Source organism: Paraburkholderia sp. DD10, from assembly GCF_049177125.1.
In the GTDB taxonomy this organism is placed as follows: Bacteria; Pseudomonadota; Gammaproteobacteria; order Burkholderiales; family Burkholderiaceae; genus Paraburkholderia; species Paraburkholderia terricola.
Genome location: NZ_CP185393.1, coordinates 693,063 through 712,174, shown reverse-complemented (window position 1 = coordinate 712,174; position 19,112 = coordinate 693,063). Strand labels below are relative to the sequence as shown.

At 63.2% G+C, this 19,112-nt stretch carries 17 protein-coding genes; 2 read left to right on the top strand and 15 right to left on the bottom strand.

Annotation, left to right across the window (positions count from 1 at the left end; genetic code table 11):
• Nucleotides 1–7: 7 nt before the first annotated feature.
• Together ACOCG7_RS18555 and ACOCG7_RS18550 are read right to left on the bottom strand one after the other, a co-directional pair.
• A complete protein-coding gene (locus ACOCG7_RS18555) occupies nucleotides 8–226 on the bottom strand; it encodes a DUF465 domain-containing protein (protein ID WP_073427603.1) in 219 nt (72 codons plus the stop codon).
• A gap of 128 nt (nucleotides 227–354) precedes the next feature.
• Nucleotides 355–1,242, bottom strand: a complete 888-nt coding sequence (locus ACOCG7_RS18550) for a hypothetical protein (protein ID WP_235004808.1) — start codon at nucleotides 1,240–1,242, stop codon at nucleotides 355–357.
• On the opposite strand from ACOCG7_RS18550, the gene ACOCG7_RS18545 reads away from it, so the two are divergent.
• Together ACOCG7_RS18545 and ACOCG7_RS18540 are read left to right on the top strand one after the other, a co-directional pair.
• The gene (locus ACOCG7_RS18545; protein ID WP_244744328.1) at nucleotides 1,241–1,489 is read left to right on the top strand and encodes a hypothetical protein; all 249 of its coding nucleotides are present in this window, start codon (nucleotides 1,241–1,243) and stop codon (nucleotides 1,487–1,489) included. The two genes, ACOCG7_RS18550 and ACOCG7_RS18545, sit on opposite strands and share 2 nt — an antisense overlap.
• 172 nt (nucleotides 1,490–1,661) lie before the next feature.
• Entirely contained in the window at nucleotides 1,662–4,013 is a 2,352-nt protein-coding gene (locus ACOCG7_RS18540) for a Tex family protein (protein ID WP_114162227.1), read from the top strand.
• 201 nt (nucleotides 4,014–4,214) lie between these two features.
• On the opposite strand, the gene ACOCG7_RS18535 is transcribed toward ACOCG7_RS18540, so the two are convergent.
• The 13 genes from ACOCG7_RS18535 to hisS form a co-directional block, all read right to left on the bottom strand.
• A complete protein-coding gene (locus ACOCG7_RS18535; RefSeq protein WP_073427599.1) occupies nucleotides 4,215–6,101 on the bottom strand; it encodes a potassium transporter Kup in 1,887 nt (628 codons plus the stop codon).
• Nucleotides 6,102–6,387: 286 nt separating this feature from the next.
• Entirely contained in the window at nucleotides 6,388–6,978 is a 591-nt protein-coding gene (locus ACOCG7_RS18530; protein WP_073427598.1) for a phosphoribosyltransferase, read from the bottom strand.
• A gap of 3 nt (nucleotides 6,979–6,981) precedes the next feature.
• Nucleotides 6,982–8,328, bottom strand: coding sequence for an adenylosuccinate synthase (locus tag ACOCG7_RS18525; protein WP_073427597.1), 1,347 nt, complete (start codon nucleotides 8,326–8,328; stop codon nucleotides 6,982–6,984).
• A gap of 202 nt (nucleotides 8,329–8,530) precedes the next feature.
• Nucleotides 8,531–9,682 (bottom strand): ATP phosphoribosyltransferase regulatory subunit, encoded by a 1,152-nt coding sequence (locus ACOCG7_RS18520; protein ID WP_073427596.1) that lies wholly within the window; start codon nucleotides 9,680–9,682, stop codon nucleotides 8,531–8,533.
• Nucleotides 9,683–9,882: 200 nt separating this feature from the next.
• Nucleotides 9,883–10,074, bottom strand: coding sequence for a DUF2065 domain-containing protein (locus tag ACOCG7_RS18515; protein WP_007181354.1), 192 nt, complete (start codon nucleotides 10,072–10,074; stop codon nucleotides 9,883–9,885).
• Nucleotides 10,075–10,118: 44 nt separating this feature from the next.
• On the bottom strand, nucleotides 10,119–11,021 hold the full coding sequence (hflC, locus tag ACOCG7_RS18510) for a protease modulator HflC (RefSeq protein ID WP_244744329.1): 903 nt from the start codon (nucleotides 11,019–11,021) through the stop codon (nucleotides 10,119–10,121).
• 12 nt (nucleotides 11,022–11,033) lie between these two features.
• The gene (hflK, locus tag ACOCG7_RS18505; protein WP_073427594.1) at nucleotides 11,034–12,398 is read right to left on the bottom strand and encodes an FtsH protease activity modulator HflK; all 1,365 of its coding nucleotides are present in this window, start codon (nucleotides 12,396–12,398) and stop codon (nucleotides 11,034–11,036) included.
• Between the two features lie 49 nt (nucleotides 12,399–12,447).
• The gene (gene hflX, locus ACOCG7_RS18500; RefSeq protein ID WP_176035720.1) at nucleotides 12,448–13,671 is read right to left on the bottom strand and encodes a GTPase HflX; all 1,224 of its coding nucleotides are present in this window, start codon (nucleotides 13,669–13,671) and stop codon (nucleotides 12,448–12,450) included.
• Between the two features lie 30 nt (nucleotides 13,672–13,701).
• The gene (gene hfq / locus ACOCG7_RS18495; protein ID WP_006051315.1) at nucleotides 13,702–13,938 is read right to left on the bottom strand and encodes an RNA chaperone Hfq; all 237 of its coding nucleotides are present in this window, start codon (nucleotides 13,936–13,938) and stop codon (nucleotides 13,702–13,704) included.
• Nucleotides 13,939–14,081: 143 nt separating this feature from the next.
• Nucleotides 14,082–15,419 (bottom strand): ribosome biogenesis GTPase Der, encoded by a 1,338-nt coding sequence (gene der, locus ACOCG7_RS18490; RefSeq protein WP_083083376.1) that lies wholly within the window; start codon nucleotides 15,417–15,419, stop codon nucleotides 14,082–14,084.
• Between the two features lie 422 nt (nucleotides 15,420–15,841).
• Nucleotides 15,842–16,987, bottom strand: coding sequence for an outer membrane protein assembly factor BamB (gene bamB / locus ACOCG7_RS18485; protein ID WP_244744331.1), 1,146 nt, complete (start codon nucleotides 16,985–16,987; stop codon nucleotides 15,842–15,844).
• Between the two features lie 75 nt (nucleotides 16,988–17,062).
• Entirely contained in the window at nucleotides 17,063–17,692 is a 630-nt protein-coding gene (locus ACOCG7_RS18480; protein WP_073427590.1) for a YfgM family protein, read from the bottom strand.
• Between the two features lie 64 nt (nucleotides 17,693–17,756).
• Nucleotides 17,757–19,097: a histidine--tRNA ligase gene (hisS, locus tag ACOCG7_RS18475; RefSeq protein ID WP_073427589.1), complete on the bottom strand. Its 1,341-nt coding sequence runs from the start codon at nucleotides 19,095–19,097 to the stop codon at nucleotides 17,757–17,759.
• Nucleotides 19,098–19,112 lie beyond the last annotated feature (15 nt).

Sequence of the window (19,112 nt, the reverse complement as noted above, 5' to 3'; positions counted from 1 at the left end):
CGCGAACTCAGGCGCGTGCGTCCGGTTCGAGCTGCAATTGCAGCAAGATGATGGTGTCCTTGACCTTAAGTTTGCGCTTTTTCAGGCGCTGCAACTCGAAGTCGTCGATGCCGGGCTCATCCGACATTCGGTCGATCAAACGATCGAGCCCACTGTGCTCCGATTCCAGTTGCAGAATGCGGTCGCGAAGTGTGTTCGCGTCGATGACGTGATGTTGATCGCGCATGCTCGCCTCCTCTCGTCTGCGGCGCGGACCGCGTGTGCGGCCCGATGCCTGAGGTTGCTGTCCGGCTTAAAACGCGTTACGACGGCTGCGGCCCCGCTACTACCTTGCGCGAGCCCACTACAGCACGTCTACTGCTGCTGTTGCTGCTGCTTTTTTTGCTGCTCGAGTTCCTGCTGCTGTTTCAACTGTTCCTGACGCTTCTGCTCGGCTTTCTCGGCAGCCTGCTTCTGGCGTGCCTCGACGTCGGCCTTGTGCTGGACGGCATCGGCCTGCTTCTTCTCGAAGCTCTGCTGCTTCTGAGTGCGCTCCTGAGCCTTTTGCGCGCCCTGCTGACGCGCCTGCTCGAGTTTGCGCTGGAAGTCGCTCTGCTTCTGGTCGTAAGCCTTCTGATTAGCTGTGGCTTGCGACGGGCTGATGCCGCGCCGCGCCTGCTCCAGTGCATGCTGACGCTGCTTCTCCTGATACGCCTGCTCGTTGGCGCTGCGCTGCGGCGCCTCGGCGTTGCGCTGCGCCTGGTTGAGCTCGTGCTGACGCTGCTTCTCTTCATACGCCTGCGCGTTGCGCGCGTCTTGCGCCGCGCGCTCGGGCGCGCTTGCTTCGTCCTGAGCGCGCTTGAGCGCTACCCGTTCGTCGCGCTCGCGGGCGCGCAACGCGCGTTGTTCGCCGTCGAGCGCGAGTTGCTCCTTGCGAATGTCGGCCTGCACGGTGCGCATGCTGTCGCGCGCCTTGTTCAGGCAGCGGTTGACGAAGAACTTGCTGTAGCAGTTGTGTTCGGCGACGGCATAGCGGTAGTTGTTTTCCTCGGAGCGCTGATCGAGGACCCGCTGCCGCGAGTCGAATGCGCTGTGCAGCGATGCGGTGTCGGATGCCGCATCCGCGCCGACGGCGCTCGGGCCGCCTGTCGCGCCGGCTGCCTGCACGCCTGACGCGGTGGCGGCCGCTGCGGGACCGCTCGCCGCCAGCGTCGCGCTGCTGCCCAGCGGCGCTGCGGATTGCGCCGCAGCGGGCGCGGACATGGCGAGCATTGCCGCCATGACGCACGATGCGCACGACCCGGAAAACACTCCATTGGAAACGAGCCCGAATCTGGACGCGGACCGCGACGCCGACCTCGGCGCGCTAAGCGGCGAGCCTGTCAAAAGTCGCGCCATGAGCGGCTGCAAATGCGGCAACAGGAACGTCAACGGTTGTGACAAGCGAGAGACCAAGCAGGAGCCCAGGCGGTTGAATGACAAGGAGGTCGGCAACGTCGTAGAAGGTTAGCGGAACATGCCCGAAATTCTATCACCCCGCGGTTGAGCCCTCCGGCATTTATGGCAAAATGCCCCGCTCTAGCAACCAGGCCGCGGCGCGCAGCCCGACGCGCCCTCCACGCGCCCCGCCTCTGCAATCAGCGCGCGGCCTTAGACTGAGTCCGCAGGAACATCAAGACCTTATGACGGAAACCGTAGCACTCAAGATCGTACAGCGCATCGCCGCCGAACTGTCCGTCCAGCCGCGCCAGGTCGCGGCCGCGGTGCAACTTCTCGACGAAGGAGCGACTGTTCCGTTCATCGCCCGCTACCGTAAGGAAGTGACCGACAATCTCGACGACACGCAGTTGCGCAATCTCGAGGAACGCCTGCTGTATCTGCGCGAACTGGAAGACCGGCGCGCCGCGATCATCGCCAGCATCGACGAACAGGGCAAGCTCACCGACGAGCTGCGCAGCGCGATCGAAGGCGCGGACAGCAAGCAGGTGCTGGAAGACCTGTACCTCCCCTACAAGCCGAAGCGTCGCACGCGCGCGCAGATCGCGCGCGAAGCCGGCCTCCAGCCGCTCGCCGACGCGTTGCTCGCCAATCCCCTGCTCGACCCTCAAACCGAAGCGGCCGCCTACGTGGACGCCGAGAAAGGCGTCGCCGACGTCAAGGCCGCGCTCGACGGCGCGCGCGACATCCTCTCGGAACAGTTCGGCGAGACCGCGGACCTGCTCGGCAAGCTGCGCGACTACCTGTTCAACCAGGGCGTGGTGTCGTCGAAAGTGGTCGAGGGCAAGGAGAACGCGGAAGAAGAGAAATTCCGCGATTACTACGATTACGCCGAGACCATCAAGACCGTGCCGTCGCATCGCGCGCTGGCGCTGTTCCGCGGCCGCAACGCGGGCGTGCTGATGGTCAAGCTGGGCCTCGGCGAGGAATTGGACGCGCAGGTGCCGCATCCGGGCGAGGCGCTGATCGCGCGCCACTTCGGCATCGCCAATCAGAACCGTCCGGCCGACAAGTGGCTCTCCGACGTGTGCCGCTGGTGCTGGCGCGTCAAGGTGCAGCCGCACCTCGAGAACGAACTGCTGACCAATCTGCGCGATGAAGCCGAGCACGAGGCGATTCGCGTGTTCGCGCGCAATCTGAAGGATTTGCTGCTGGCCGCGCCCGCTGGACCCAAGGCCGTGATCGGTCTCGATCCTGGCCTGCGTACCGGCGTGAAGGTGGCGGTGGTCGACCGCACCGGCAAGGTGCTCGCCACCGACACGATCTACCCGCACGAGCCGCGCCGCGATTGGGACGGCTCGATCGCGAAACTCGCGCGCATCTGCGCGCAGACGCAGGCCGAGTTGATCAGCATCGGCAACGGCACGGCATCGCGTGAAACGGACAAGCTCGCGAGCGAACTGATCGCGCGTCATCCGGAGTTCAAGTTGCAGAAGATCGTCGTGTCCGAAGCCGGCGCATCGGTGTACTCGGCCTCCGAACTGGCGGCGAAGGAATTCCCCGACATGGACGTGTCGCTGCGCGGCGCGGTGTCGATTGCACGCCGTCTGCAGGATCCGCTCGCGGAACTGGTCAAGATCGAGCCGAAGGCGATCGGCGTCGGCCAGTATCAACACGACGTGAACCAGCGCGAACTGGCCCGCTCGCTCGACGCGGTGGTCGAGGATTGCGTGAACGCGGTCGGCGTGGATGCGAACACCGCCTCCGTCGCCCTGCTTGCCCGCGTGTCGGGTTTGAATGCGACGCTGGCTCGCAATATCGTCGACTATCGCGACGCGAACGGTCCGTTTCCGTCGCGCGAACATCTGCGTAAGGTGCCGCGTTTGGGCGACAAGACCTTCGAGCAAGCGGCAGGCTTCCTGCGCATCAACAACGGCGAAAATCCGCTCGATCGCTCGTCGGTGCACCCGGAAGCGTATCCGGTCGTCGAACGCATGCTCGCGAAAATCAACAAGCACGTTGGTGAAGTGCTGGGCAATCGCGAAGCGCTGCGCGGCCTGTCGCCGAGCGAATTCGTCGACGACCGCTTCGGGTTGCCGACCGTGCGCGACATTCTGCTCGAACTCGAAAAGCCGGGCCGCGACCCGCGTCCCGAGTTCAAGACCGCGACGTTCCGCGAAGGCGTCGAGAAGGTCAGCGATCTGACGCCGGGCATGGTGCTCGAAGGCGTCGTGACGAACGTGGCGGCCTTCGGCGCGTTCGTCGACGTGGGCGTGCATCAGGACGGTCTCGTGCACGTATCGGCCATGTCGACCAAGTTCATCAAGGACCCGCATGAAGTCGTCAAGGCCGGGCAGATCGTCAAGGTGAAGGTGCTCGAGGTGGACGTGAAGCGCCAGCGGATTGCACTCACCATGCGTCTCGCCGACGAGTTCGGCGCAGCCGCGGCGCCGCGCGGCGGTAGCGGTGCCCAGCAGGACCGCGGCGGCCCTGGCCGATCGGGTGGCGGCGGGCGCGGCGCGCAACAGCCGCGCTCGCGCGAGCCGGAAACGGGCGGCGCAATGGCCGCGGCTTTCGCCAAGCTCAAGCAGAAGTAAGTTCGCGCGTTCGGTGCGTGATTCGCTCATGCGCTGAATGCGTTCACGCGCTGAGCGTCATGCGTTGAGCGTTGGCGCGACAAGGCGATGAGCCGCGCCACGAACCCGACCCTCCAACAAAAAGCCCACGCAAATGCGTGGGCTTTTTGTTGCGCGCGCCTTCGGCATAAAGGCGCTCAACATTCAGCGGCAGCGCCGCCGTCAGATCTCGATCTTCGTCCCCAACTCCACCACCCGATTGGCCGGAATACTGAAGAAGTCGGTCGGCTTCGCGGCGTTCTGATGCATCCATGCGAACACCCGTTCGCGCCATACCGACATGCCCGGCAATTGCGTCGGCACCACGGTTTCGCGCGCGAGGAAGAACGACGTGTCCATCATCTCGAAGGTCATGTCGTGCGTGCGACCCACCTCGAGCAGCACGGCCTTCACATCCGGCGTTTCATTGAAGCCGTACGCGGCCTTCACGAGATACAGACCGCCGTCGATGTCCTTGACGGTCACGCGCTCGGCGTCGTTCACGTACGGAATGTCGCGCGTGACGAACGTGAGGAAGATGGTGCGTTCGTGCAGCACCTTGTTGTGCTTCAGGTTGTGCAGCAAGCTCACGGGCACGAGCGTATCGCTGCCGGTCAGATAGATTGCCGTGCCCGAAACGCGGTGCGGCGGGTGCGCGAGCAGACCTTGCAGGAACGGCATGAGAGGAATGCCGTCGGCGGCCGTGCGTTCCTTGACGATCATCCTGCCCTTGAACCAGGTCATCAGCAGGAAGAACAGCAACGCGCCGATACCGAGCGGCAGCCAGCCGCCCTCCTCGACCTTCAGCAGATTGGCGCCGAAAAAGCCTAGATCGATCACCATGAACACGCCGATGATCAACGCCACGAGGAACTTGTTCCAGTTCCACACGTTCACCATCACGACGCACGCGAGGATGGTCGTGATCACCATTGTCGCCGTCACCGCAATACCGTATGCGGCGGCAAGATTATCCGAACTCTTGAACGCAATCACGATGCACAAGATGATGAACAGCAGCATCCAGTTCACCACCGGCACGTAGATCTGACCGATCGCCAGTTCCGACGTGTGCAGGATCTTCATCCGCGGCACGTAGCCAAGCTGGATCGCCTGGCTCGTCAACGAATACGCGCCGGAAATCACCGCTTGCGACGCGATCACGGTCGCCACCGTGGACAGCACGACGAGCGGCAGCACGCCCCAATCCGGTGCGAGCAAAAAGAATGGGTTTTCGATGGCCTTGGGGTCATGCATCAGCAACGCACCCTGACCGAAATAGTTGAGCACCAGCGACGGCATCACGAGCGCATACCAGGCCATGCGGATCGGCTTCGCGCCGAAATGGCCCATGTCGGCGTACAGCGCCTCCGCGCCGGTCAGCACCAGCACGACGGAGCCGAGCACGACATAAGCCTGCAACACGTGCGTGGCCATGAACGTGTACGCATAGTACGGGTTCAGTGCGCGAATCACGTTCGGAGACTGCGTGATGTGCCAGATACCGAGCACCGCGAGCACCGCGAACCATACCAGCATGATCGGGCCGAACAGGCGCCCGACCATCGCCGTGCCGTGCCGCTGGATCCAGAACAGCAGCACGAGGATCACGATGGTGAGCGGCACCACCAGATGCGACAGATTAGGCGCGGCGATTTCGAGGCCCTCCACCGCCGATATCACCGAAATCGCCGGCGTGATCACCGCGTCGCCGTAGAACATGCAGGCGCCGAAGATGCCGAGCATCATCAGCAAGCCGGCCATTTTCGATTTATCTTCGAGCGAGCGTAGCGCCAGTGCCATCAGGGCGAGCACGCCGCCTTCGCCGTTGTTGTCGGCACGCATCACGAACCACACGTACTTCACGCCGACGACGATCACGATCGCCCAGAACATCAGCGATATCACGCCGAGGATCGATTGCTCGGTGAGAGGAATACCGTGTGACGGGCTGAACGCCTCTTTCAGCGCATACAGCGGGCTCGTGCCGATGTCGCCGAACACCACTCCGATCGCTGCAATCGCGAGCGAAGGCAGAGGCTGTTTGTGCACGTGATTGGTATCTGTCATAAACGTGTGGAAATCCGTTCCCTGAGCGGAAAAAACGAGCGCTATTCTAAACTGCTCGCCCGATGCCGCCCGGCTTGTTGTGGATACACCACGTGGATGGTCCGCGCAGTGTAGCACTGCGATATGGGTGCGTCTGCCGCCCGAGGCGTATGGTCCGCAGTGTGTGGCATTGTGCCGTTGGCGAGGCGCCACGCGGTGATATGCGCACGGCGCGCACAAAAAAACGGAGCCCAACCGGACTCCGTTTTCTGGGTGCGACCCGACAGGTACGACGCCGAAGTGCGCATCACGCCTCCGGCGACTCCTGTGCTTGCGCCGTGCCGCGCTTGATCCACGCGCCGAGGTTGTGCGGACGAACCGTGTCCCACTCCTCGAACGGTTGATGAATCCACGGATTGGTGGGCAGATACTGCACGTGATAGTCGGGCTTTACTTTCGAGCAGCCCTTGTACCAGAGCACCGCCGAGCGCACCGAGGTGATAGCCGGGTAACGTTCCTTCAGATGCTGCTGCACGCGCGCCAGCGTCACGCCCGAGTCCACGAGGTCGTCGACCAGCAGCACGTTGCCGTGCAACTCGCCGCGCGTCATCGTGATGTATTGCGCGATGTCGAGTTCGCCCTGCTCCGTGCCGGCCGCTTCGCGGTACGAGCTGGTGGCGAGAATCGCGAGCGGCAGATCGTAGATGCGCGAGAGCTGATCGCCGACACGCAAACCGCCGCGCGCGAGGCACAGGATCTTGTCGAACTTCCAGCCCGACTCGTGCACGGCGAGCGCCAGCAGTTCGATCAGCCGGTGATACTCGTCCCAGCCGACCCACAGGTTCTTGTCGTCGTTGCGCGGATCTTTCATCGCAATCATGGGTACACCCTGCACCATGGCTTAAGCCTTGAACGGATGACGCAACAGAATGGTCTCGTCGCGATCCGGGCCGGTCGACACCATGTCGATCGGAATGCCTGCGACTTCCTGCACGCGCGAGAGGTACGCACGCGCATTGGCGGGCAGCTTGTCCCACTCCTTGATGCCGACCGTGCTTTCCTTCCAGCCCGCGAAGGTTTCGTATATCGGCTCACAGCGCGCGACTTCGGATGCGCCACGCGGCAGCAGATCGACGTGCTTGCCGTCGACCGTGTAGCCGACGCACAGCTTCACTTCGTCGACGCCGTCGAGCACGTCGAGCTTGGTCATGCACAGGCCCGACACGCCGTTGATCTGGATCGAGCGGCGCAGCGCGGCGACGTCGAGCCAGCCGGTGCGGCGCGGACGGCCGGTGACCGAACCGAATTCCTTGCCGACGGTGGCGAGTTCGAGGCCGATCGCTTCCTGACGGGCGGCGTTGTCCGCGTCGTACAGCTCGCTCGGGAACGGGCCCGAACCGACGCGCGTGCAATATGCCTTGGTGATGCCGAGAATGTAGTTGAGCTTTTGCGGACCCACGCCCGCGCCTGCGGTGGCTGCACCCGCCACGCAGTTGCTCGATGTGACGAACGGATAGGTGCCGTGGTCGATGTCGAGCAGCGTGCCTTGCGCGCCTTCGAACAGCAGGTTGTTGCCGGCCGCGTTTTCGTCGTATAGACGGCGCGACACGTCGGTGACCATCGGCTTCAGACGGTCGGCATAACCCAGCATCGTATCGAGCGTTTGCTGGAAGTCGACAGCGGCGACGCCCAGGTATTGCGTGAGTACGAAATTATGGTAGTCGAGGTTTTCACGCAGACGTTCGGCGAAAGCTTCCGGCTCGAACAGGTCCTGCACGCGTAAGCCGCGGCGCGCCACCTTGTCTTCGTAAGCCGGGCCGATGCCGCGGCCGGTGGTGCCGATCTTGCTCGCGCCACGGCGCGCTTCGCGGCCCTGGTCGATGGCAATGTGGTACGGCAGAATCAGGGTGGCGGCTTCGGAAATGAACAGGCGCTTCTGAACGTCGACGCCGGCGGCTTCGAGTTCGCCGATTTCCTTGAACAACGCTTCCGGCGACAACACGACGCCATTGCCGATGTAACACGCGACGCCGGGATGCATGATGCCCGACGGAATCAGACGCAAGATGGTTTTCTTGCCGCCGATGATGAGCGTGTGGCCGGCATTGTGACCGCCCTGGAAGCGAACGACGCCTTGAGCGTGGTCCGTCAGCCAGTCGACGATCTTGCCCTTGCCTTCATCACCCCACTGGGTCCCCACGACGACGACGTTGCGCCCGGGGTTCACATTCACTGCGCTGGCAGACATGTTGTTTCGTAAGCTGGTTAAAAACGTATTCTACCTATCTTCGCGGAACCTTCCGAATTTTTCCGTTTCCGCTCAACGGTATGCACGTCATGGGTGAGTGTGCCGAAGGTAACGCGGCCCCAGGCCGCGCCGGGTCCGGTGAAGCTACGGACGCCTTCGGAAATGCGATGAAGATACCCTTTGGACATTTCGACCTGAACGCTTACGCGCGCGGCTCGACGACCCATGCGCCGTTGCGCTCGACCAGCACGCGGTCGAACGCGAATTCGTCCAGATCGTGCTCGTGGCCGGGCAGCGCCTGAATCACCACTTCGCCGGCATCGCGCAGCGCGGCGACACTCACTCGCAATGCGTCGTCGTGCTGCCACGGCGCGAGAATCGCGCTGCTACGGGCTTCGACCGGCGAGATGCGCGCGACTTCGCGCAGGTCGAGCGAAAAGCCGGTTGCCGCGCGCGCGCGGCCGTAGGCCAGGCCTACGTGGTCGTAACGGCCGCCGCGCGCCACCGCGTTCGGCACGCCGTCGACATACGCCGAGAACATCACGCCGCTGTGGTACGCGTAGCCGCGCAGATCGGCCAGGTCGATCATCACTTCAGCGCCCGTCACCTGGCTTGCGAGGAACGCGAGGTCGTCGAGCGCGCGAGCGATGGCCGGCGCGTTCGGCAAACGGGCACGAGCCTCTTCGAGCACCGAGGCGTCGCCGTACAGCGTGGGCAACGCGCGCAATGCGTCGCGTGTGACCGGCGTGAGACCGGCGGTCAATTCGACCAGACGCGGCACGTCCTTGCCTGCCAAGGCGTCGTAGAGCGACTGGCCCAGTTCGGCCGCGGCGGGTTCGGCGTCGATCAGCGCAGCGAGTACGCCGGCGTGGCACAGGTCGAGCCGAACTTTCGCGAGGCCGGCGAGCCGCAGCGCGTCGAGCATCAGCTGCTGGATTTCCAGGTCCGCCTCGAGACCGGCATGACCGTAGATTTCAGCGCCGATCTGGATCTGCTCACGCGTGGCGTGCAAGCCGCGCGGACGCGTATGCGCCACATTGCCCGCGTAACACAGACGCGTCACGCCCTGACGGTTCAGCAAGTGCGCATCGATACGCGCGACCTGCGGCGTGATGTCGGCCCGCAGGCCGAGGGTGCGCCCGGAGAGCTGATCGACGAGCTTGAAGGTGCGCAGATCCAGATCGTGGCCGCCGCCGGTGAGCAGCGACTCGATGTACTCGAGCAACGGCGGCATGACCATCTCGTAGCCGTACGAGCGGAAACGGTCCAGCAAATGGCGCCGCAACTCTTCGATCTTGCGGGCTTCCGACGGCAGCACGTCGGCGATATTCTCGGGAAGTAACCAAATCGACATCGATGCAGTCCTACGACGTTGAACACGGCGGATGGGTGCGCCGGTAAGTGAGTATGAATGGCGGACGGCGGCTCGATTCTGGCGGTTATCGAGGACGTCGGAGAACCCCGGAAGAGACCCACGGGGACCAGCATCACCCTCTGCGGCCAACACGCGTCGATTGCGACTGGCGCCGCGCCGCGCCGTCAGCGCGGCGTGCCTCAGGTCACGATGAACAGCAGAATCAGCCCGAGCACCATCACGATCAGTCCGCCGACGCGGATCTGATGCGGCGGCCGTTCCGCTATTTTACGGAACGTGTCACGCCAGGCGCTCGGAAAAACGAACGGAAACATTCCCTCGATAATCAGCATCAATGCGATCGCGAGCAGTAACGAGCCGGCTATATCCATGCGAATGAAAAGGCCGCGATGCGGATGCCGCGGCGTTCCGGTTATCAGGGTTTGCGCGCAGCCGCGGAAGCGTCCGGGGCCGCGGCGCCGGTCGGGCCACGCATGAAGCGGAAGAACTCGCTGCTCGGGTCGACCACGATCACGTCGCCTGGCTTGAAGGTGTTCCGGTATGCCTGCATGCTTTGATAGAACTGGTAGAACTGCGGGTCGCTGCCGTACGCGGCGGCGGCGATTTCAGCCGCCTTCGCATCGCCCTCGCCCTTGATCGTCTGCGCCTGACGGTAGCCGTCCGCAAGAATCGCCTGCTGCTTGACGATTGCATCGGCCTTGATCTGGCCGGCCTCGGCGGCGCCCTTCGTACGTTCGTCGGCGGCAAGCTCCTGGCGCGCGGCGATCATCCGCTTGTAGACCGCGTCGGCCATCGACGCCGGGAAATCGACGCGCGTCAGCTGCACGTCGATCACCGAGACGCCGAGCGATGCCGCGGCCTTTTCCATCGCGCCGCGTGCTTCGTCGGCAACGGCCCGCTGTTTGGCCAGCGCCTCGGCGAGGGTGTATTTGGCGAAAGCATCGCCGAGCGCGCTGCGCGACACCAGCGCGAGCCGGTCCGGCAAGCTCTGCACGTCGCCCTTCGTTTCGGCGATCAGCTTCAGCGGATCGGTCACGCGGTATTTGACGACCGGATTGGCCAGCAGATCGGTTTTGTCCGACGTGACGAAGCGGTCTTCGTCCGGCGCATCGAGCGACTGGACGCGGTTATCGACCAGCGTGAGCGTTTGCAGCGGCGGCGGCAGTTTGACGTGCAGCCCCGGTCCGAGCAACGTGGGCGCGCTGTCGCCACGCGACGACAACACCGCCATATGCCGCTGATCGACAACGAACACCATCGACGAAGCGGCGAGCAGCACGATCACGACCGCAACCACGAGCGCAATAATCTTGTTCATGTGGTGCGCTCCTTATTGAACGTCGTCTTCGCGCGTACGGCTGCGGAAGGAGTCGCGTGAACGCAATGGATCGCTGCCGGCCCCGGCCTGGCTCGCCGGCGTCGCAACCGCGGCGGGCGCGGAAGCGGCGGTGGATGGTGCGGCGGCACTACCCGGCGCTGGCGGCGTGGCGGTGGCGCCCGATGCGGCTGCGGCGTCGGCAACGCGCTGACGGGTCTGCTCGACCAGCTTGTCGAGCGGCAGATACAACACGTTGTTGCCGCTCTTGCTGTCCACAAATACCTTGGTCGTATTCGAATAGATTTGCTGCATGGTTTCCAGGTACATGCGCTCGCGAATCACCGCGGGCGCTTTCGAGTACTGCGCGTAGACCTGCTTGAAGCGCTCGGCGTCGCCCTGGGCCTGGGCCACTGTCTTGTCGCTATACGCTTTCGCTTCGTCGATCTGGCGGGCCACGTCCGCCTGCGCGCGCGGCAGGAGATCCGCGGCATAAGCCTCTGCTTCGCGCTTCGCACGCTCGTTTTCCTGGCGGACTTTGGCGGCGTCGTCGAAAGCCGCCTGCACCTGATCCGGCGCCTGCACGCCCTGGATCGTCACACCGGTGACGGCGAGGCCGGACTGGTATTCATCCAGGGATCGCTGGATCGCGGCCACCAGTTGCTGGCGGATCGCTTCGCGATCCTGATAGAGAATATCGTTGGTGCTTCGCGATCCGACAATGCCGCGCACCGCCGCCTGCGCGGCCTGCATCACGCTCTGGTCCGGATCGGCGCTGCGAAACAGATAGTCGGTTGGCTTCTTCACCTGATACTGGACGGCGAAGCGCACGTCCACGATGTCCGCGTCATGCGTGAGCATGGACGCATCCTTCACGTTCGCGAGACGCACGACGTTGTTGCGGCCCACTTCCACCTGGCGGATCTGGCCGATATTGACGAGATCATGCGCCTCGAACGGATACGGCAGACGCCAATGCACGCCCTGGCCCGCGGTATAGCGATATTTGCCGAACTGCATCACGACGGCGGCCTGGCCGTCCTGCACGACGAATACGCCGCTGCCCAGATAGATCGCAATCAGCACGCCGATCACGATACCGACGCCGATGCGCGCGCCACGTCCGTTGTCGGAACGGCCACCGCCCGCACCGCCGCCCTTGCGGCCGAACATGCGGCTCAAACGGCGGTTGAAATCGCGCCACATCTCGTCGAGATCGGGCGGGCCTTCACCGTCCTTGCCATTCTGCGGACGCCTGGGTTCATTGGGCCGTTGGCGCTCGCCATTGCCGTTACCGTCGCCCCGGCCCCAGCGCGGATCGTTCAGTGAAAGCATGGCGCGCATGCGCAGCCAGATACTCCGCTCGTTGTAATCGTTCACCTGTGTTCGTTCACCAGAGTAGACAGCGGGTCAATGCAATTGGAACGGGTCAGTGCCCGAGTTCTGGGACCTTGCGGTCGTCGCGCGGTGCTGCCGACCGGTCTTCTTCCGACAGATCGACCTGGGCGTCGGGAAGATCTGGAAGAGGTTCGGCAGTAGCGATTTCGGCGATGGCTGCGCGCAATGTATCCAGACCTTGCCCCGTGCGCGCGCTCAAAAAGACGCGCGAAATATTACCATACTCGTCGCGCTCGACCGCCTCGCCACGGGCCGCCAACTCCGGCACCGAGTCGATCTTGTTGAACACCAGCACTTGCCGGATGGTGTCCGCACCGATTGCGTGCAATACCTCGTTCACCTGGTCGATCTGGTCGAGGCGCACCGCGCTCGATGCGTCGACCACGTGCAGCAGCAAGTCGGCGTGAATGGTTTCCTCGAGCGTGGCGCGGAACGCGGCCACCAGTTGGTGAGGCAATTCGCGGATGAAGCCGACCGTATCGGACACCACCACCTGTCCCGCTTCATCGCCGAGATAGACACGCCGCGACGTGGTATCCAGCGTGGCGAACAGTTGGTCGGCGGCATACGCCTGGGCTTTGGTCAGCGCATTGAACAGCGTGGATTTGCCCGCGTTCGTGTAGCCGACCAGCGAGACCGACATGGTCTGGTTGCGCGAGCGCTGGCGGCGCTGCGTGCCGTGCTGACGGCGCAATTTTTCGAGCCGCGTCTTGAGCGCCTTGATGCGCTCGCCGATCAAGCGGCGATCGGTTTCGAGCTGCGTCTCGCCGGGGCCGCGCAAACCGATACCGCCTTTCTGACGTTCGAGGTGAGTCCACGCGCGGATCAGCCGAGTCGACAGGTACTGCAGTTGCGCGAGTTCCACCTGCAACTTGCCTTCGTGGCTGCGCGCGCGTTGCGCGAAAATGTCGAGGATGAGACTCGTGCGATCGACCACGCGCCGGTTAAGCGCCTGCTCCAGATTGCGCTGCTGCGCAGGTGCCAGAGCGTGATTGAAAATGACGAGTTCGATGTCGTTCGCCTCACACGCGAGACGCAGTTCCTCGGCCTTGCCGCTGCCGACGAACATCTTGGCGTCGGGACTGGCCCGGCGCCCGGTGAGGGTGACTAGGGGATTCGCGCCCGCGCTTTGCGCGAGCAGGCTGAGTTCTTCGAGACTGGCTTCGAAATCGATCTTACCGAAGTCGATGCCGACAAGCGCTGCATTGATCAAATTGGAGGGTATCAAAATGAGGCGGCCGGGAGTAATCGCCAACGGGCGACGCTACGCCGGCCGCGACGGGGGTTAGGACTGTTCGGAATCCGGGTGGAAGTTCACCGGACGGGCAGGCACGACAGTAGAAATTGCGTGCTTGTAGACCATCTGGGTGACCGTATTCCTGAGCAACACGACGTACTGGTCGAACGATTCGATGTTCCCTTGAAGCTTGATGCCGTTGACCAAGTAGATCGACACCGGCACATGCTCTTTACGCAGTGCGTTCAAAAACGGGTCTTGTAACAATTGCCCTTTGTTGCTCATAGCAAACTCCGTGTTTTTTTGCAGGTTGACTGAATTGACGACGAAGGAAAAAGAGATCCGCCGTCAACCGCTACACTATAGCCGATTTTCGTTTTTGCGCGAGGGACCTGGCCATGCGGCCAAAGCCAGCATGCACGCGGGTTTCAGCCTTTGTCCGCGTAAGGGTTCGTCGATGATCTGAACTCTATTCGCAATGGAGTCCCGGTCAGCTTGAAAGTTTCGCGGAAGCGGTTTTCGAGGTAGCGTTTGTACGTGTCGGTGATCGCATCGAGTGCATTGCCATGAATCACGATGATCGGCGGATTCTGCCCACCCTGGTGCGCATAACGTAATTTCGGACGCACCGGACCGCGCCGGCGCGGCTGCTGGAATTCGACTGCATCGATCAGCGCGCGCGTGAGCTTCGGCGTCGGCAGCTTGGCCATCGCAGCGGCGTAGGCGTCGTCGACCGAACGCATCAGCGGGCCGATTCCGGTTTTCTCCGCGGCGGAAATGAAATGGAACTTGGCGAAGTCGAGAAATTTTAGTTTGCGCTCGAGGTCCGCCTTGGTGCGGTCGCGCACATGCGGATCGAGACCGTCCCACTTGTTCACGCCCACCACCAGCGCGCGGCCCTGCTCCACCACGAAGCCGGCGATGTGCGCGTCCTGCTCCGAGATATCCTGGCGAGCGTCGAGCAACAGGATCACGACGTTGGCGTCCGAGATCGACTGCAGCGTTTTCACCACCGAAAATTTCTCGATCGCTTCGAACACCTTGCCGCGGCGACGCAAACCGGCCGTGTCGATCAGCGTGTACGGCTTGCCCTGCCGTTCGAAATCAACGTAGATCGAATCGCGCGTGGTGCCCGGCATGTCGAACGCGATCACGCGTTCCTCGCCAACCAGCGCGTTGATCAAGGTCGACTTGCCGACGTTCGGCCGGCCGACGATTGCGATCTTCACGCCGCGCGCCGCCTTCTCTTCGTCGCCCTCTTCCGGCTGGCCGGCGTACGCGACGCCGAGCGCCTCGTTGATCATTTCCGTCACGCCGTCGCCGTGCGCGGCGGAAATCGCGCGCGGGTCGCCGAGACCGAGTTCGTAGAAGTCGGCGGCGACGGTGCTGTACTTCATCCCCTCCGCCTTGTTGACGACGAGGAAAATCGGCCGGCCGGTCTTACGCAGATAGTCGGCGATCGATTTGTCTTGTGGCGCGAGACCGTTGCGGCCGTCGACGATGAACACCACGACGTCCGATTCCTCGACCGCCTGACGCGTTTGACGCGCCATCTCGTGCAGGATGCCGTCTTTCGCGACCGGCTCGAAGCCGCCGGTATCGACGACCAGATACGGCCGATCGCCGGCGCGCCCTTCGCCGTAATGGCGATCGCGAGTGAGACCGGGCAGGTCGGCAACCAGTGCATCGCGCGTGCGCGTGAGACGGTTGAACAGCGTGGATTTCCCCACATTGGGGCGCCCAACCAGGGCAATAACGGGTTTCATCAGATGTTGTTCACGGTGAAACGCGGGATCGAAATCGACCGCCCGCGTAGCGACGCCATGCGGCCGCTACACGGCAGCGTTTGACGAAAATTATCACGAATTCGACCAGCTCCGGCTGCGCTCTCAATATGCGCACCCGGGTGGACGGGGGTTTGGCTGTATGGGCAGCGCCAATCAGGCCGCCAGGTTCAGTCTTTCCTGCTCGGCGGCTCGCATGTCGGTTCGAATACGATTCTCTACCGATTGACGAAGATCGCGCCGAAAGTGGCGCCGCAAGCAGCCACCGATGGCCAGTAGGCCGTTCTCATCCGACTTGCCGGACCAGCCAGTCCGGCGGAATATTTTTTACTGACTCCGCTACACACTAAAAACGCGTGCGGCCGGCAAAGCCGGCCCGCACGCTTGACGCCGAACCTGTGCGATCAGCGCGGACGGTAGCCGTACAGATCGCCGTCGTGCGTCTGCACCACCAGCGTTTCGCCGGCCAGTACCGGCGCGGCGGTAATTCGACTGCCGTCGGTCTTCGCACGCGCCACGAGTGTGCCGTCGTCGCGCGACAGGAAGTGCACGTAGCCCTGGTAGTCGCCCATCACCGCCGCATGGCCCAACAGGAAAGGCACGCCAAGGTCGCGGTTTTTCAGCTTGTCGTTCTTCCACAGCGGGTTGCCGTTGTTGACGTCGAACGCCGACACCACCGACCAGTCGTCGGGCGCGACCACGGCGCGGTCATCCTGCGCCAGGCCGCTCGTGCTCGAGAACGCCTTTTCCCACACCGCGCGGCCCGAGTTCGCGTCGAAGCAGCCGATCTGGCCTTGAAAGGTCACCGCGCAAGTTTGCGAACCGACCAGCGTGGGCGGACCGGTCACGTCATTGATACGCTCGACCTCCGTCACACCCTTCGGATACGACACCGGCGTCTGCCAGTAATTGTCGCCCGACTGCAGGTTGATCGCGGCGAAAGCGCCGCCGGGGAAACCGGCCAGCACGGCTGCGTCGCCCGCGAAGGTCATGCCCGACGACACGCGCAGATTGAGCGGCACCGCGCGGTTGCGGTAATTCCACTTCTGTTCGCCGGTTTGCGCGTTGAACGCGACGATCTGCCCGTCGACCGTGCGCACGACGACGAGCCCATTGCCGACGAGCGGCGGCGAGATGATTTCGCCCGGCGCCTTCGCGGTCCACAATTGCTTGCCGTCCGCGCCGAGCACGTAGACATCGCCCTTGAGTCCGCCCACCGCGGTGAGCGTGCCGTCGCTGCCCACACCCGCCGAGAGATCGTCGCGCAGCTTGACGCGCCAGATGTCCTTACCGGTTTGCGCGTCGATCTTCGCCACGGAGCCGTTGGCGCCCGCCGCGTACACCGCACCGCCCACCCCGACCGGCGAGAACAGGTAACGGCCCGCCTTGCCGACGCTCGTCTTCCAGACTTGCTGCACGTCGAGCACGGGTTTGAACTCGGTGAGCGGCGTCGGCTCGCGGCGCTCGTCTTTCGTGGATGAGCAAGCCGCCATGACGAGAACGGTCATCGCACAGACAACGGGCACAGCGTAACGTTTCAGCAGATTCATCGGTGGACGAAGCATTCAGGAGATTAATTAAAGGAGACCGGTTGGTCGTTGCATGCGGCGCGCTGCACGCGGCGTTCAGCCGCCCAGCGCGTCCAGCTTGAACTGAATCAACTGACGTGCCGAGCTATCGGTTTTCGACAACGAGTCGAGCGCGAGCTTGTAGGCGGCACGCGCATCGTCGCGCTTGCCTTGCGCCGCGAGCAGGTCACCGCGGCCGTTCGCCACGATGCCCTTGAAGGCGTCGGACTGCGGTTCGGCGAGCAACGCGAGACCCTGGTCGTAAGCCTTCTCGTCGAGCAGGAGCGAAGCGAGACGCAGCTTGGCGATCTGCTTGAACTCCTCGTCCTTCGCATGATCGACTACCCATTGCAGTTGCGCTTTCGCAGCCGCCTGGTCGCCCGCTGCGTACAGCGCCTTGGCGGCGCCCAGCGCGGTCATCTGCGCATACGCGGTGCGGCTGAACTTGTCTTCCATGTCGGCGGCGACGCGCGTGATCTTCGCCTTGTCGCCCGACGCCACGGCTTGCTGCACCTGGTCATACAGCACCGCTGCTTCCGCCGCCTGGCGCCGCTGCCAGAAATTCCAGCCGTTCCAGCCGGCTGCGGCAACCAGCGCCACCAGCACGATCCAGGTGGTTGCATTGCCCCACTGCGCCCACCATGCTTTCAGACCTTCAATCGATTCTTGTTCGTCGTGGTAACTCATCGCCCGGCGATTTCCTCTTTCTTGAAACGTGTGCGTGTCGAGCCAGGGCCCAACGACATCGCGATCAGTCGTCGCCGTCTTCGGCGGTTGCAACCATCGCATTGATTAGAAATTCGGTCAAGTCTTCGGCCGGCACGTTATGTTGCTCGTTTTTACCGCCGCTAGCATTGGTATCGCGCAGCGGTTTCACGCCGACCGTGCCGTTGGCGATCTCGTCTTCGCCGAGCACTACAGCGAAGGCCGCGCCGCTCGCGTCGGCACGCTTCATCTGCGATTTGAAGCTGGCCGTTTGACCGTCGGCGCTGCAATGCAGGATCACGTCGAGACCCGTATCGCGCAGACGCTCGGCGATGATGAAGGCCTGCTCGCGTGCCGCGTCGCCCTGATGGACCACGTACACGTCGCAACCTTCGTCTTCCGGCACGAGGTCTTCTTCCTTCAGCAATTCGAGAATGCGCTCGATACCCATCGCCCAGCCGCACGCGGCCGTCGCCTTGCCGCCGAGCTGTTCGATCAGCGGATCATAACGGCCGCCCGCCGCCACGGTGCCTTGTGCGCCGAGTTTGTCGGTGACCCATTCGAACACGGTCAGATTGTAATAATCGAGACCGCGCACGAGACGCGGATTGATCGTGAACGGAATGTTGTTCGCCTTCAGAATGCGCTGCAGACCTTCGAAGTGCGCGCGCGATTCCTCGCCGAGAAAATCGATCAGCTTCGGCGCGTTCCGAGCGACTTCCTGCAGGGCCGGATTCTTCGTGTCCAGCACGCGCAGCGGGTTCGTATAGAGACGGCGCTTCGCGTCTTCGTCCAGCACGTTCATGTGCTTTTCGAGGTACGCGATCAATTCAACGCGATGTGCGGCGCGTTCTTCGGCGAGACCCAGCGAATTGATTTCGAGCTTGATGCCCATCAGGCCGAGGTCGTCCCACAGGCGTTGGCACATCATGATGATTTCGGCGTCGGCGTCCGGACCGGCAAAGCCCAAGGCTTCCACGCCTACCTGGTGGAACTGGCGATAGCGGCCGCGCTGCGGACGCTCGTGACGGAACATCGGGCCGATGTACCACAGACGCTTCGGCCCGTCGTACAGCATGTTGTGTTCGATCGCCGCGCGTACGACCGCCGCGGTGTTCTCCGGGCGCATTGTCAGATTTTCGCCGTTCAATGCGTCGGTAAAGCTGTACATCTCCTTTTCGACGATGTCGGTCACTTCACCGATACCGCGCTTGAACAACTGCGTATGCTCGATGATCGGGGTACGGATATTCTGATATCCGTACGAACGCAGCAACGATTTGACGGTCGTTTCGAAAAATTCCCACAGCCCGGCTTCCTGCGGAAGGATGTCGTTCATACCCTTCACGCCCGACAGCTTGTCGAGCTTTTTCTTCTGTTCAGTCATCTGTATTCGTTCGAC

Bases quoted from the DNA above. Each gene is read 5' to 3' on its own strand.
- ACOCG7_RS18555 (WP_073427603.1), bottom strand. From the start codon at position 226: ATGCGCGATCAACATCACGTCATCGACGCGAACACACTTCGCGACCGC.
- ACOCG7_RS18545 (WP_244744328.1), top strand. From the start codon at position 1,241: ATGGCGAGCATTGCCGCCATGACGCACGATGCGCACGACCCGGAAAAC.
- ACOCG7_RS18550 (WP_235004808.1), bottom strand. From the start codon at position 1,242: ATGTCCGCGCCCGCTGCGGCGCAATCCGCAGCGCCGCTGGGCAGCAGC.
- ACOCG7_RS18540 (WP_114162227.1), top strand. From the start codon at position 1,662: ATGACGGAAACCGTAGCACTCAAGATCGTACAGCGCATCGCCGCCGAA.
- ACOCG7_RS18535 (WP_073427599.1), bottom strand. From the start codon at position 6,101: ATGACAGATACCAATCACGTGCACAAACAGCCTCTGCCTTCGCTCGCG.
- ACOCG7_RS18530 (WP_073427598.1), bottom strand. From the start codon at position 6,978: ATGGTGCAGGGTGTACCCATGATTGCGATGAAAGATCCGCGCAACGAC.
- ACOCG7_RS18525 (WP_073427597.1), bottom strand. From the start codon at position 8,328: ATGTCTGCCAGCGCAGTGAATGTGAACCCCGGGCGCAACGTCGTCGTC.
- ACOCG7_RS18520 (WP_073427596.1), bottom strand. From the start codon at position 9,682: ATGTCGATTTGGTTACTTCCCGAGAATATCGCCGACGTGCTGCCGTCG.
- ACOCG7_RS18515 (WP_007181354.1), bottom strand. From the start codon at position 10,074: ATGGATATAGCCGGCTCGTTACTGCTCGCGATCGCATTGATGCTGATT.
- hflC (WP_244744329.1), bottom strand. From the start codon at position 11,021: ATGAACAAGATTATTGCGCTCGTGGTTGCGGTCGTGATCGTGCTGCTC.
- hfq (WP_006051315.1), bottom strand. From the start codon at position 13,938: ATGAGCAACAAAGGGCAATTGTTACAAGACCCGTTTTTGAACGCACTG.
- der (WP_083083376.1), bottom strand. From the start codon at position 15,419: ATGAAACCCGTTATTGCCCTGGTTGGGCGCCCCAATGTGGGGAAATCC.
- bamB (WP_244744331.1), bottom strand. From the start codon at position 16,987: ATGAATCTGCTGAAACGTTACGCTGTGCCCGTTGTCTGTGCGATGACC.
- ACOCG7_RS18480 (WP_073427590.1), bottom strand. From the start codon at position 17,692: ATGAGTTACCACGACGAACAAGAATCGATTGAAGGTCTGAAAGCATGG.
- hisS (WP_073427589.1), bottom strand. From the start codon at position 19,097: ATGACTGAACAGAAGAAAAAGCTCGACAAGCTGTCGGGCGTGAAGGGT.